Origin of the sequence: Nonomuraea solani (genome assembly GCF_900108335.1) — a bacterium.
Lineage (GTDB): Bacteria > Actinomycetota > Actinomycetes > Streptosporangiales > Streptosporangiaceae > Nonomuraea > Nonomuraea solani.
In genome coordinates this window covers 216,296-230,180 of sequence record NZ_FNVT01000014.1, presented here as the reverse complement: position 1 = coordinate 230,180, position 13,885 = coordinate 216,296, and the positions used below count along the sequence as shown (strand labels likewise).

Below are 13,885 nucleotides of genomic sequence, written 5' to 3'. Positions count from 1 at the left end.
CGGGTCACAGGTTCCGCCCGACCGGCCGGAAACTCCGAGCGCGTAGCGGGTGCCGCCCGACCGGCAGAGAGACCCGGGCACGCAGCGGATGCCGCCTGACCGGCCGGAGGCTCCGGGCGCGTCACAGGTTTCGCGCAGTCGGCGGGCCGCCACGGGTGTGTCACGAGGCTCGCCTGATCGGCCAGTGGCCCCGGCGGGTCACAGGGCTAGGCCGTAGATGCGGTAGGTCTTGGCGCGGGTGCAGCCGGTGGTCGTGAGGTAGCTGTTGATGGCCTGGTTGTCCTCCAGGGTCCAGCCGACCTCCGCGCCACCGTAGCCGCCGGCGTAGATCGCCTCCACGGTACGCGCGTAGACCGCGGCCTCGATGCCCCGCCCGCGCATGTGGGGCACGACGCCGAACAGGACGGCCCGGACGCGGTCGATGCGGCGGGCCGCCAGCATGAGGCGTACCGCTCCGATCGGCAGGCCGAAGTGGCTCAGTCGCCCCCGTGCGGCGGGCAGGGCCTGGTTGAGGTCGGGCAGCGCGAGCCCGACCGCCACCGGTTCGCCCGCGACCTCGGCGAGCTGGACGAGCCCCGGGTCGGCGATCGAGCGCAGCCGCCGCCCCAGCGCGGTGAACTCGGCGTCCGTCATGGGCGTGAAGCCCCAGTTGTGCTGCCAGGCGCTGTCGAAGACGTGCTTGACCCGCATGATCTCGGCCGCGAAGTCACGGATTTCGAGCGGCCGTACGGTGAGCCGATGGAGCCGCTCGGCGCGGAGGGTGATCCGCCGCATCCGCTCCATGGGCGGCCGGGCGAGCTCCCACGTCCACAGGTCCTTGGTCTTGGTCAGCCCGCACGCCTCCAGCAGCGGCGGGTAGTAGGCGGGGTTGTAGGGCATCAACACGGCCGGCGGCGTGTCGAAGCCGTCGACCAGCACCCCGCACTCGTCGTTGGTGGTGAAGTTGACCGGCCCGAGCATCGTGGCGAGCCCGCGGGCGCGCAACCACCCCGCCGCGGCGTCGAACAGCGCGCGGGCCGCGTCGGGGTCGTCGGCGCAGGTGAACTGGCCGAAGAAGCCGTCGTTCGCCTGGCGGGCGGCGTTGTGGCGGGGATTGTGCACGGCGGCGACGCGGCCCGCGACGCGCCCGTCGCGGTGGACGGTGAAGAGTTCGGCGTCGCCGTACCCGAAGAAGGGGTTGCGGCGCCGGTCGAGCAGGCGGCGGCAGTCGCCGCGCAACGGTGGGACGAAACAGGGGTCGTGGCCGTGCAGCGCGTACGGCAGCTCGATGAAGTCCTTCAGCCCGCGACGGGTGCGCACCGGCTCGGCCGGAGGATTCTTCCCGCACGCACGCGGCTGTTGGAAGACGTCTTCCTCGTTCATGCGCACGTCCTTGTCGGGCTGAAGGCGGGGCACGACCGGGCCATCGGCACCCCTGGCCGCCGCCTGGCACGGCGTTCTAGATCGAGAGCAGCGACGATTACTCTACTGTTCCTAATGATTACTGTCAGCCACGATCCCTGCCAGCCACAGAGCGAGTCGCCGGAAAAGCTCAGGACCGAGCCGGAAAGTGAGTGCCGCACCGTGACGGACGCCTTCAGCAAGTGCCGACTCCCGCAGGACGAGGAGGCCATTCTCAGCTCCTCCCTCTACCCCTACTACCTGCCGGTCGAGGAGCGACCGGGCCAGGGCGAGGTCACGATCGGCGGCCGCCGCGTGCTCATGGCCGGCTCCAACGACTACCTCGCGCTCTCGGACGACCCGCGGGTGAAGGCCGCCGCGGCCGACGCGCTGCTCCGGCTGGGCGCGGGCAACTCCGGGTCGCGGATCCTCAACGGCACCCTGGCCCTGCACCAGAGCCTGGAGGAGGAGCTGGCCGAGTTCTTCGGTCACGAGGCGGCGATGGTGGTGACGACCGGCTACCAGGCGAGCCTCACCCTGGCCCCGCTGTTCGGGCCGAACGACGTGCTGCTCGCCGACCAGCACGTGCACGCCTCGCTCCTCGACGCCGCCCACGCCGGCCAGGCCCGGCTGCGGCGCTACCGGCACAACGACATGACCCATCTCGCCCGCCTGCTCGAAACCGTCGAGCCCGACCAGGGGGCGATCGTGCTCACGGAGGGCATGTTCTCGGTGGGCGGCGACCTGTGCGACCTGCCCGGGGTCGCCAAGCTGGCGGCGCCGTACGGTGCGCGGATCGTGGTCGACACCGCCCACGACGCGGGGCTGCTCGGGCCGGACGGCCGGGGCGCGGCCGAGCACCATGGCCTGCAGTCGGCCGTGGACGTGCAGACGATCACGTTCTCCAAGTGTTTCGGCACCCTCGGCGGCGCCGTCGCCGGACCCCGGCACGTCATCGACTTCCTGCGTCATCGCGCGCGGGCCGCGCTGTTCTCGGCCTCGCTGCCGGCGTCCTGCACGGCCGCCGCGCGGGCCGCCCTCGACATCATCCGTACGGAGCCGGAGCGCCGGCAGACGGTCCTGGCCGCCGCTGAGCGCCTGCGGTCCGGCCTGGTCGCGCTCGGGTTCGCCATCGCGCCCGGCGGCACGCCGACCGTCTCCTTCGTGGTGGGCGACGTCGTGCTGTGCTGCCGGTTCTGGGCCGAACTGCTGGAGGAGGGGGTGCTGGCCAACGTCATGCTGCCGCCGAGCGTGCCCGGCAGGAAGGCGCACCTGCGCGTCAGCGTCACCGCCGCCCACACCACCGCCCAGGTCGACCGGCTCCTGAACGCCATCGCCACCGTCGCGGGCCGGGTGGGCCCGATCGCGTGCCAGATCGTCTGAATTGACGTCCTGACCGACCCGAGATTATTTTCTACCCGTTAGTTATTCCTCTGAGGGATGGCGATGGGTGAAAGACACTCTCCGGTGCAGGACGTACGGCGCCTGCACCGGCGGCTCGTCCTGCGGAGCCTGCGCGACCACGGCCCCCAGCCGCGCGCGGACCTGGCCAGGCGGCTCGGCCTGTCCCCCACCACCATGACGAAGGTGGTGGGCCAGCTCCTCGGCGAGGGGCTGGTCGAGGAGGGGGCCTCGGACGGTGCGGGCGCGCGGGTGGGGCGTCCCTCGACGGATGTCGGGCTCCGCGCGGACGCCCGGCACGTCATCGGCGTCCAGGTCGGGGCGGGCACGGTGCGGCTCGGGCTGTGCGACCTGAAGGCGCGCGTCCTGCGTGGCGACTCCTTCACGTTCGACCTGGCGGGCGAGAGTCCTGAGCGGGTGGTGGCGCGGATCGGCGGGGCGGCCGCGGCGATGGCGGGCGACCGGCTGCTCGGGATCGGCGTCGCCGCCCCCGGCCCGGTCGACCGTGGGCAGCGCCGCAGCGTCCTGCCGGTCAACCTGGGGTGGCGGGACGTGCCGTTCGCCGACCTGCTGGAGCGGGAGCTGGGCGCGCCGGCGGTGGTGGATCACAACGTCCGCGCGATGGCGCTGGCGGAGGCGCGGTACGGGGACACCGGCGGCGCGGATCCCCTCCTGTACGTGTACGTGCGCACCGGCGTCGGCGCCGGAGTCGTCATCGGCGGGCAGCCGTTTCGTCCGGGGGCGCACGGGGTGGCGGAGCTGGGCCACCTGCGTGTGGTGGAGCGGGGGCGGGCGTGCGCGTGCGGCGCGACCGGCTGCCTGGAGACGGTGGCGGCGGAACCCTACCTGGCCGAGCAGGCCCGCCGTTTGTTCGGCCGCGAGCCCGCGGATCCGCTCGCCGCCCTGCTGGCGGCGGCCGCCGGCGAAGAAGGCGCCGCCGGCGAAGGGAGTGCCGCTGCGGTCGTGGACGACCTGGTCGGGCATCTGGCCGTTGGGCTGGCCGGGGCGGTCAACCTGCTCAACCCCGCGCTGATCCTGCTGGGCGGCGCCTTCGACACCGTCCCCGACCGGCTGTTCGGCCGTGTGCAGGACGAGTTGCGCGCCCGGGCGTTCCCCGTGCTGCGCGACGCGGTCCGTGTGCGGCGCTCGACGCTCGGCCCGGACGCCGGCGTGGTCGGCGGCGCGGCCGTCGCGCTCGACCGGTTCTTCTACGACGCCTGAAAGGCGGATGTCTCATGTTCGGTTACGCGCCACTGCCCGTGTTCGACCCGCTGGCCGGCACGGTGGTGCTGGCTCCGGAGAAGGACGAGGAAGGCTACTGGGCCGGCAGCCCGGGCGTGCTGCACGACGGCGAGCGGTTCTGGCTGACCTACCGGCGGCGGCGTCCCCGGGGTGAGCGGGCCGAGCGCGGGTGGTGGTGCGCGGTGGCGGTCAGCGACGACGGTGTGGAGTTCACCGACGTGTGGTCGGTGCACAAGGACGAGCTGAAGACCTCGTCGATGGAGCGCTTCCGCCTGACGCGGGCGGACGACGGCGGGTTCCGGCTGTATGTGTCGTACGTGGATCCGGCCGACAGCCGCTGGCGGATCGACGCGCTGGCCGCCGGGCATCCGTCGGAGTTCGATCTCGGCACCGCGGCCCCCGTCCTGACCGCCGCCTCGACGGGCACGGAGGGCGTCAAGGATCCGTACGCGCTGCGGGCCGGACCGGTGACGTACCTGTTCGCCAGCTACGCCGAGCCGCGGCCCGACCTGGACCCGGGGGCGCACGCCACCGCCGACGTCTACAACGTCGGCGCGACCACGCACCCCACCGGCCTGGCCACCAGCCTGGACGACGGGGCGACGTTCACCTGGCAGGGCCGCGTCCTCGACGTGGGCACGGGCTGGGACCGCTACCAGGCCCGGCTGAACAGCGTCGTCCCGATCCCCGGCGGCGCCGGCTACGTGGGCTTCTACGACGGGTCGGCCTCGCACGAGGAGAACTACGAGGAGCGTTGCGGTATCGCCGTCTCCTCCGACCTGTTCACCTGGCGGCGGTTGTCGGGCGAGCGGCCGTGGGTGACCTCGCCGCATCGCGGCGGCTCGGTGCGCTATCTGGACGCGCTGCTCATCGAGGACCGGTGGTGGCTGTACTACGAGATGACCCGCGCCGACGGGGCCCACGAGCTGCGGGTGATCCGCGTGCCTCCTCGTCCTTGAGCGGGCGTACGGGCTGCGCGTCCCTACTCGTCCTTGAGACCGACCACGGCCGGGGGCAGCCCTTCTTGGCGTACGCGTTCCGGGACGCCGAGGGTGACCAGGGCCGCGGCGAGCGCGGCGGCGGCGCCGATGACGAGGCCGGTGCGCAGCCCGTCCGCCGAGGGCACGGGCACGGGGCCGAGGCGGATGGTCAGGCCGGCGAGGACGGCGCCGACCACCGCGCTGGAGGCGGAGGTGCCGATGGAGCGCATCAGCGCGTTCAGGCCGTTGGCGGCCGCGGTCTCGTGCACCGGGACCGCGCCCATGATGAGGGCGGGCATGGCCGCGAAGGCGAGCCCGATGCCCGCGCTGATCACGCTGCCGGCGATCAGGATCCCCCAGGCGTACCCCATCAGCGGAAGGGCCACCAGGTATCCGGCGGCGATGACCAGGCTGCCGGTGAACAGGGAGATCTTCGGGCTGCGGACCCTGGACAGCCTGGCGGCCAGCGGTGAGACCGCCATCATGACCAGGCCGCCGGGGGCCATCCAGAGACCGGCCTCGAACATGGACAGGCCCAGCCCGTACCCGGTGGCGGCGGGCAGTTGCAGGACCGTGGGGCCGATCAGGGACAGGGCGTACATCGAGAAGCCGACCACGATCGAGGCCAGGTTCGTGAGGAGGATCTGGCGGCGTACGGTCGTGCGCAGGTCCACCAGGGGCGCGCGGACGCGCAGCTCCCACCAGCCCCACAACGGCAGTATCAGAGCGGCGGCGGCGAACAGGCCCAGCGTGGCGCCGCTGGTCCAGCCCCAGTCGGCGCCCTTGGCGACGGGCAGGAGCAGGCACACCAGGCCGGCGCTCAGGCCGAGCGCGCCGAGCAGGTCGAAGCGGGCGCGGGCGCGTACCGGGGACTCGGGGACGATGACCAGGATGAGGACGGCCATCAGCGCGCCGAGGCCGGCGGAGGCCCAGAAGAGGGCGTGCCAGTCGGCGTACTGGGCGATGGCCGCCGCCACGGGCAGGCCGAGCGCGCCGCCGACGCCGAGCGAGGAGCTCATGACGGCCATCGCCGAGCCCAGCCGTTCGGGGGGCAGTTCGTCGCGCATGATGCTGATGCCCAGCGGGATCACTCCGACGCTCACGCCCTGCAGCGCCCGGCCGGCCACGACCGGGGCCAGGGAGTCGGACAGCGCGCACACCAGCGAGCCGGCGACCAGCGCGATCGTGCTGATCACGAGGAGGCGGCGCTTGCCGTAGAGGTCGCCGAGCCGGCCGGCCACGGGGGTGGCGACCGCGCCGGCGAGGAGGGTCGCGGTCAGGACCCAGGAGGCGTTGGCGGGCGAGGTGTGCAGGAGCCTGGGCAGGTCGGGGATGAGCGGGATGACGAGGGTCTGCATGAGCGCGACCCCGATGCCGGACCCCGCCAGGACGCCGACGACGGCGCGGGGGGAAGAGAGCGAGGACGGCGAGGCGAAGGACATGTGCGACAGGCCCCCAAGTCACGACATAGGCGCGCTACGTACGGAATCTTAGACGGGGCAGGGGGCGCGGCCCCGGTTCCGGAAGGCTGGTTAGGATCGGTTCGCCACCCGATCCGGGCGTGGCGTCGGAGCCGTTCGTGAAGGAGGAGACGATGCTGCGCACCTGGCTGACCGACCGGTTCGGGCTCGACGTGCCGCTGGTCGGGGCGCCCATGGCGGGGGTGAGCGACGGGCGGCTGGCGGCGGCCGTGTCGGCGGCGGGCGGGCTGGGCATGTTCGGCGTGCCGGCCACCGCGCCGGCCTCGTGGGTCGCCCAGCAGGCCGCCGTTGCCGGGGCGAGCGGCCGGCCGTACGGGGTCGGGCTGATGGCCTGGACCCTGCCGGACCACCCGGGGCAGCTCGACGCGGTGCTCGAAGCGCGTCCCGCCCTGGTGTCGATCAGCTACGGCGACTACGCCCCCTATGTCGAGCCGCTGCGGCGGGCCGGGATCGCCGTGGCCACCCAGGCGGGCACCACGGCGGAGGCGCGGGCGGCCGAGCGGGCCGGCGTGGACGTGATCGTGGCGCGCGGCGGCGAGGGCGGCGGCCACGGCCGCGACGAGGTGAGCACGCTGCCCCTGCTGCAGGGCGTGCTGGACGAGGTGGGCGGGCCGGTGCTCGCCGCCGGCGGCATCGCCACCGCCCGCGGGCTGGCCGCCGTCCTGGCGGCGGGGGCCGAGGGGGCCTGGGTGGGCACGGCGTTCCTCGGCTGCGCCGAGACCACCCTGTCCGGGCCGGCGAGGGAGCGGGTGCTCGCCACCGGCGAGACCGGCACCGCGTACGGGCGGGTCTTCGACATCGCGCAGCGGCTCGCGTGGCCGCCGGAATACGGCGGGCGGGCGCTGCGCAACGCCTTCTTCGACCGCTGGCACGGCCGGGAGGAGCGCCTCGCCACGGACGAGGCGGCGCGGGCCGACCTGGAGGCGGCTCGCGGGGAGGGCGACTTCGACACCGCCTACATCTACGCCGGTCAGGCCGTGGGCCTGGTACGCGGGCAGCGCACCGCCGCCGACGTGGTGGCCGCCTTCGGCGCCGCGGACAAGCTGCTGCGCCGGTTCGGCGGCTCCTGAACGAGGCCACCTCCTCGTTACGGGGTAGGAGAGCGAAATGGAAAACGAGGGCGAGCGCGTTCTGGGCGGGCTGTTGCAGGCCATGCACCTGTCCGGGATGGAGGACCTGCCGTCCCTGGTCTCCGAGCATGCCCGGCTGATCGGCTTCGAACAGATCGTGCTCTACACGACCGACCTGCAGCAACAGCTCCTCGTGCCGCTGCCTGGGCAGAACGGTGAGCCGCTGGAGCCCGTCAGGATCGACGGCACCATGCCGGGCCGCGCCTTCCGCCTGGTAGAGGTGATCCGGGCCAAGAGCGAGGAGGGCCGGGTACGGCTGTGGGTGCCGCTGCTGGACGGCACCGAGCGGGTCGGCGTCATGGGCGTGACGATCCTGGACGACGGGGGGCTCGCCGAGACGCGGGCCAAGCATCTGGCCTCCCTGGTGGCGGTGCTGATGATCAGCAAGCGCCCGCACAGCGACGCCTACGCCCGGCTCGTACGAGCCCGCCCCCTGACCCTGTCGGCCGAGATCCTCTGGAACCTGCTGCCCCCTGGCACGTTCGCCAACGACGCCGTCGTGATCAGCGCCGCGCTGGAGCCCGCGTACGAGATGGGCGGCGACGCCTACGACTACGCCCTCGACGACGACACCCTAAACCTGTCGATCTTCGACGCCATGGGCCACGACACCTCCGCCGGGCTGACGGCCAGCGTCGCGATGGGCTCGTGCCGGAACAACCGCAGGCAGGGCATGGGCCTGGCGGCGAACGGCGAGGCCATCGACGCGGCGATCCACGCGGAGTTCACCGGCAGGTTCGCCACGGGGATCCTGGCCCGGCTGGAGCTGAGTACCGGGTGGCTGACCTGGGTCAACCGCGGCCACCACCCGCCCCTGGTGATCCGCGAGGGCCGGCTGGTGGCAACCCTGGAGAGCAGCCTGCCCGACCCGCCGATGGGCTTCGGCCTGAGCGGCGACACGGGCGAGCTGCGCTACCAGCTGCAGCCGGACGACCGGCTGCTGTTCTACACCGACGGCATCGTCGAGGCGCAGAGCCCGGACGGGGAGCGGTTCGGGCTGGAGCGCTTCATCGACTTCGTGATCAGGCAGGAGGCCGACGGCGTGTCGGCGCCGGAGACGCTGCGTCGGCTGATCCAGGCCATCCTGCGGCACCAGCGCGGCCGCCTCCAGGACGACGCGACGGTGATGACGGTGGAGTGGCGCAGCCCGCGCCGCTACCAGCTCCTGCTCTGATCCTCACCGGCGGCCCGCTCGATGTGGGCGTTGCGCAGCAGGATGAGCTTGGTCATGTAGCGCCGCAGGACGAGGAGGTCGGCGAGGGCGCCCAAGGGGCCGGCGGGGGCGGTGAAGTCGATGACGTCCGTCATGAGGGTCGCCGCGCCGCCGTCCGCCGGCTCGAAGGCGTGCGCGTGGTGCCAGCGCCGGAACGGGCCGCGTACCTGCTCGTCGACGAAGGACGCAGGCCGATCGTACGCGCTGATCGTCGAGGTCATGTGCCAGGTGAGGCCGAAGTGCCGGGCCCGCCACGTGACCTGGTCGCCCAGGCCGAGCAGGCCCGAGGTGACGCCCGCGACCGCCCGCTCGCCCGAGTGGCGCATGGAGGAGGCGTGCAGCTCGACCGACAGGGACACGTCGAAGACGACCTCTGGCGGCGCGGGAACGAGGGTGACCACCTCGAAACGGGACATACGGGGAGCCTATCCACGGCCGGAAATGACGGTCATGGGAGGATCGGCGGCGGGGAAGCGATCTCCAGCAGGTCTCGACGAGAAGGAGCGGACAGTTGCCAGAGCAGCAGGGGCGCCGCGTGCCCGGTATGGAGGGGCCCATGGAGGCGGTGACCCTCGGCACGTCGGGGCTGGGCCGGAACCCGGGTGACGAGCAGCTCGCGGACGCGCTCATGACCGGCCGGTTCCGCCAGATCGACACCTCCAACGAGTACGCGGGCGGCCGCAGCGAGACGCTGATCGGCCAGGCGTACGCGAAGGCGCGCGAAGGGGTGACGATCTTCACGAAGGCGGATCGCGACCCGGAGACGGGCGTGTTCGACGGTGACCGCGTGCTGCGGTCGTTCGAGGAGACGATCACCCGGCTCGGCGTCGAGACGCTGCCGATCTACCATCTGCACGACCCGTTCACGATCACGGTGGCCGAGGCGATGGCGCCGGGCGGGGCCGTGCCGGCTCTGGTGTCGCTGCGTGAGCAGGGGCTCGTCGGCGGGATCGGCATCGCGGCCGCCGACGACGGCACTCTGGTGGAGGACTACATCCGTACCGACGCGTTCGACGCGGTGCTCACCCACAACCGGTACACGCTGGTGGACCGGCGGGCGGAGGAGATCCTGCGGCTCGCCACGGAGCGGGACATGACGGTCTTCAACGCCGCCCCTTTCGGCGGCGGCATCCTGTCCGGCTCTCCGCGCCACGCCACCCGGTACGGCTACCGTCCCATCTCCCCCGAGTTCGCCCGGCACGTCGAGCGGGTCGGGGAGCTGTGCGAGCGGTGGGGCATCGGCATCGCCGCGGCCGCGCTGCACTTCTCCCTGGCCGAGCCGCGCGTCCACTCCACGGTCGTCGGCATCTCGTCCCTGGAGCGGCTCGCCACGCTGGCCGATCTGGTGGACACCGAGATCCCCGACGGCTTCTGGACCGGCCTGGAGGCCCTCGGCACCCCACCGCCGTCGACCGGCTGAATCCGGGCAGGACTCCGCCCCGGCCGATCGGCCGATCGGCCGAGTCCAACGAGGATCCGGAGGAGGAGGTCGGCCTCGCGCTGGAGGCGCGGCGCAACTCCGACGGGATCGTGCCGGCCTCGCCGCGTTCGGCCACCGCCGCCTGGCCTGTCTCGCGGGCCCTCCGCCTCGCCGCCGTTCATCTGAACGGCGGCGAGGCGGCCTGCGTATCCCCTCATGAAGCGGCACCGGAAAGACTTTCGAGGAGCCATGCGAGTGAGAGAGCTCAGGCGAGCGGCGATGGCCGCGGCACTGGCCGGGATCGCGGTGGCGGCCATGCCGGGCACCGCCCTCGCCGACCCCTCACCGGCCCAGGTCAGGGCCAAGCTGGTGAAGCTGAACGAGCAGGCCGACCAGCTCGTCGAGCGCTACAACCAGGCCACGGAGACCTACAAGAAGGCCAGGAAGAAGTACGAGACGCTCAACGCCGAGCTCGGCCGCAAGAGCGCGTACGCAGACGGCCTGCGCCAGGATCTCGTCACCGCGGCGGTCAGTGAATACCAGTTCGGCAGCCCCCAGACCTGGCAGCGGCTCGTCGGCGAGGGCAGCCCCGAGTCGGTCCTGGGCAGCATGGCCTCGCTGGAGCAGATCGCCGGCGACCGGGCCGCGAAGATCCGGGCCTTCGAGGCGGCCACCAAGGACCTGCGCGACCGGCGCGACGAGGCCAAGAAGGTCCTGGCCGAGGCGGACAGCGCCCGTGACAAGGTCAGCCGGGAGAAGGAGAAGGTCGACGACCTCGTCGACAAGCAGACCGAGATCCTGCGCCGCCTGGGCACCCTGAAGACCGGCGATCCGAACAGCGTCGGCGTCAAGTACACCGGCCCGGCCTCGGGCAACGCCCGCGAGGCCCTGCAGTTCGCCTTCGCCCAGGTGGGCAAGCCGTACCGGTACGGCGCCACGGGGCCGGACTCCTTCGACTGCTCGGGTTTCACCCAGGCCGCCTGGCGGGCCGCCGGGGTCCAGTTACCCCGCACGACGTACACGCAGTGGAGCTGGGGCGCCAGGCGCCGCATCTCGCTGGAGGCGATCCAGCCCGGTGACCTGCTCTTCAGCAAGGGGCTCGGGCACATGGGCATGTACGCGGGCAACGGCAGGATGGTGCATTCGCCGCAGACCGGGGACGTCGTCAAGATCGTCAATCTGGACGACTACTGGCGCAACCGTCTCGTGGGCGCGATCCGTCCTTAAAGCCACCGGTTTACCGATTTTTCCGGCCATGTGCCTCTGCGGCATGCTAAAGATCTATAAGGACACGCCCGCGCCGTCATGAGGAAAGCCGCAGCCATCCACCTTCCAGGACGTCTGACCCGCACCTCCGATGGCGCCGCCCTGTCCGTCTCCCTTCATGGTGATCACTTACCGCAATCGAGTGGCCACTTTTTGTCAATCGAAGGTTGTGAGACTCATCCAGACGCCTATTGGAGGTGCCCGATGCCCTATTTGACGCAACTCGCCGACGTTGCCCGCCGTACCGGTCACCCGGTGACCGAAGTGGCCGGGTGGAAGACCCGTGGCCACGGCCCGCAGCCCGAGGTGCAGGGCCTCGTCTGCCACCACACCGCGGGCCCGGCCGGCGGTGGTGACTATCCGTCACTGGCGGTCGTGCGCGACGGCCGTCCCGGCCTGGCCGGGCCGCTGTCGCAGTTCGGGCTCGGCCGGTCCGGCCGCATCTACGTCATCGCGGCCGGGCGCTGCTGGCACAACGCCCCCTCGACCTCGCCGCTGCACGACAACTCCAGCTCGCTCGGCATCGAGGCCGAGAACAGCGGCGGCCAGCCCTGGCCCGAGGTCCAGCGGGAGGCGTACGTCCGGCTGTGCGCGGAGCTGTGCCGCGAGTTCGGGCTGGCCGCCTCGCGCGTGAAGGGGCACAAGGAGGTCAACACGGCCAAGCCGGACCCCCACTCGATCAACATGAACGACTTCAGGGCGGCCGTGGCCGCCATCATCGGCGGCACCACCCCGCCGCAGCCCTCCTGGACGGAGAAGATCGTGAGAGAACTGCCGATGATCGGGCTCGGCGACGACAACCAGGACGTCAAGACGGTCCGCGGCTGCCTGTTCGCCCGTGGCCAGGTGCCCGCGGCCGCGTACGCGAGCGTCCCGAACGGCCTGCGGGGCTGGCTGGAGACCGCCCTGTGCGACGCCGGGCTCGTCACGCTCATCCGCAATTTCCAGCAGGCCCAGGGCATCGGCGTGGACGGGATCGTCGGCCCGGTCACCTGGCCGACCCTGCTGCGCGTGTAGCGGCGATCGCACGTCCGCCGGTGGGACGTGGCGGACGTGCGATACTTCGGGGATGGCGCGGATCGTCTTCATCGGGGTCGGTGATGTGGAGCTGACGCGCCGCGTCGTCTCCGCCCTCGCGCTCGCCCCCCTGCTCCGCGGCGAGCTGGAGATCGTGCTGCACGACGACGACCCCGGCCGGCTCGCCACCGCGGAGACCCTCGTCCGGGCGCTCGACGCGGAGGCGGCCGCGGACGCCAAGATCCGCAGCATCTTCGACCGGCGGCAGGCCCTGCGCGGCGCCGACTTCGTGGTGAGCCAGCTAGAGGTCGGCGGGTTCGAGGCGATCCTGCGCGACTTCGAGATCCCCCACCGCTACGGCCTGCGCCAGACCATCGGCGACACGATCGGCATCGGCGGCATCTTCCGCGGTCTGCGCACGATCCCGAAGCTGATCGAGCTGGCCACCGAGATGGCCGCCCAGTGCCCGGACGCCTGGCTGCTGAGCTGCACCGACCCGATGGCGATGACCGGCTGGGCGGTCCACGAGGCCACCGGCCTCGAGCGGTTCGCCGGGCTGTGCCACGCGGTGTGCGACACGCACGCCTACCTGGCCGACCTGGTGGGGCGCGGGCAGGACGAGGTGAGTTTTCTCAGCGCCGGGCTCAACCACCAGTCGTTCGTGCTGCGCTTCGAGGCGGGCGGCCGCTCGCTCTATCCCGATCTCGACGCGGTGCTCGCCACCGACCCGCAGCTCAACCGGCACGTACGCGCCGAGCTCTACCGCAGGTTCGGCTACTTCCCCACGATGTCGAGCGAGCACACCGCCGAATACGTGCCCTGGATCATGCGGCACTCCGAGGAGACCGCCAGGCTCGGCGTACCGGTCGAGGAATACCTGCGCCGCGTCGGCAAGAGCCTGCACCTCTACGAGGAGACCCGCCGCGCCCTGTCGGCCGGGCACTCCCTGCTCATCAGATGGCAGCACCAGGAGCCGGCGGCCGCGGTGATCCTCGCGATGCTGACCGGCGAGGAGAAGGAGATCTACGTCAACGTGGCCAACCGGGGCCTGATCGGCAACCTGCCGGAAGGGTGCTGCGTGGAGGTGCCGGCCCTGGTCGGCTCCGCCGGGATGCGGCCGCTGGCCGTCGGCGACCTGCCCGTCCAGCTCGCCGCGCTCAACCGTACGTTCCTCAACGTCGTCGAGCTGACCATGCGCGCGGTGCTCGACGGCGACCGGGAGCACATCTACCACGCGGCGATGCTCGACCCGAACACGGCGGCGACGCTGCCGCTGCCCGCGATCGAGTCGCTCTGCGACGAGCTGATCGAGGCGCACGGCGACCTGCTGCCGCAGGCGGTCCGTGCATGATGGA

General features: G+C 72.3%; 12 protein-coding genes. 9 read left to right on the top strand and 3 right to left on the bottom strand.

What is annotated here, in order from left to right; genetic code table 11:
* Positions 1-198 precede the first annotated feature (198 nt).
* The gene (locus C4V41_RS62270; protein WP_160150543.1) at positions 199-1,362 is read right to left on the bottom strand and encodes an N-acetyltransferase; all 1,164 of its coding nucleotides are present in this window, start codon (positions 1,360-1,362) and stop codon (positions 199-201) included.
* Between the two features lie 201 nt (positions 1,363-1,563).
* Here C4V41_RS62270 and C4V41_RS62265 point away from each other — a divergent pair, with 201 nt between their 5' ends.
* The 3 genes from C4V41_RS62265 (at position 1,564) to C4V41_RS39530 (ending at position 4,982) form a co-directional block, all read left to right on the top strand.
* Positions 1,564-2,763 (top strand): aminotransferase class I/II-fold pyridoxal phosphate-dependent enzyme, encoded by a 1,200-nt coding sequence (locus C4V41_RS62265; protein WP_160150542.1) that lies wholly within the window; start codon positions 1,564-1,566, stop codon positions 2,761-2,763.
* A 63-nt stretch (positions 2,764-2,826) separates the two neighbouring features.
* Positions 2,827-4,002 (top strand): ROK family transcriptional regulator, encoded by a 1,176-nt coding sequence (locus tag C4V41_RS39535; RefSeq protein ID WP_160150541.1) that lies wholly within the window; start codon positions 2,827-2,829, stop codon positions 4,000-4,002.
* Between the two features lie 14 nt (positions 4,003-4,016).
* Complete coding sequence (locus tag C4V41_RS39530; protein WP_103961116.1) at positions 4,017-4,982, top strand: hypothetical protein; 966 nt, start codon at positions 4,017-4,019, stop codon at positions 4,980-4,982.
* Between the two features lie 23 nt (positions 4,983-5,005).
* Here the strand turns inward: C4V41_RS39530 and C4V41_RS39525 are convergent, their stop codons facing one another.
* Positions 5,006-6,445, bottom strand: coding sequence for an MFS transporter (locus C4V41_RS39525; protein WP_103961115.1), 1,440 nt, complete (start codon positions 6,443-6,445; stop codon positions 5,006-5,008).
* A 137-nt stretch (positions 6,446-6,582) separates the two neighbouring features.
* On the opposite strand from C4V41_RS39525, the gene C4V41_RS39520 reads away from it, so the two are divergent.
* On the top strand, positions 6,583-7,554 hold the full coding sequence (locus C4V41_RS39520; RefSeq protein WP_235030664.1) for an NAD(P)H-dependent flavin oxidoreductase: 972 nt from the start codon (positions 6,583-6,585) through the stop codon (positions 7,552-7,554).
* A gap of 37 nt (positions 7,555-7,591) precedes the next feature.
* Positions 7,592-8,788 (top strand): PP2C family protein-serine/threonine phosphatase, encoded by a 1,197-nt coding sequence (locus C4V41_RS39515; RefSeq protein ID WP_103961114.1) that lies wholly within the window; start codon positions 7,592-7,594, stop codon positions 8,786-8,788.
* Here the strand turns inward: C4V41_RS39515 and C4V41_RS39510 are convergent.
* Positions 8,770-9,243 carry an SRPBCC family protein gene (locus C4V41_RS39510; protein ID WP_103961113.1) on the bottom strand — a complete coding sequence of 158 codons (474 nt, stop codon included), beginning with the start codon at positions 9,241-9,243 and terminating at the stop codon, positions 8,770-8,772. The two genes, C4V41_RS39515 and C4V41_RS39510, sit on opposite strands and share 19 nt — an antisense overlap.
* A gap of 95 nt (positions 9,244-9,338) precedes the next feature.
* On the opposite strand from C4V41_RS39510, the gene C4V41_RS39505 reads away from it, so the two are divergent.
* The 4 genes from C4V41_RS39505 to C4V41_RS39490 all read left to right on the top strand — a co-directional run bounded on the left by C4V41_RS39505 (position 9,339) and on the right by C4V41_RS39490 (position 13,881).
* Positions 9,339-10,247, top strand: a complete 909-nt coding sequence (locus C4V41_RS39505; protein WP_200824526.1) for an aldo/keto reductase — start codon at positions 9,339-9,341, stop codon at positions 10,245-10,247.
* 255 nt (positions 10,248-10,502) lie between these two features.
* Entirely contained in the window at positions 10,503-11,474 is a 972-nt protein-coding gene (locus C4V41_RS39500) for a C40 family peptidase (protein ID WP_235030663.1), read from the top strand.
* Between the two features lie 243 nt (positions 11,475-11,717).
* Complete coding sequence (locus C4V41_RS39495; protein ID WP_160150540.1) at positions 11,718-12,530, top strand: peptidoglycan recognition protein family protein; 813 nt, start codon at positions 11,718-11,720, stop codon at positions 12,528-12,530.
* 52 nt (positions 12,531-12,582) lie between these two features.
* Positions 12,583-13,881, top strand: coding sequence for a family 4 glycosyl hydrolase (locus tag C4V41_RS39490; RefSeq protein WP_103961109.1), 1,299 nt, complete (start codon positions 12,583-12,585; stop codon positions 13,879-13,881).
* Positions 13,882-13,885 lie beyond the last annotated feature (4 nt).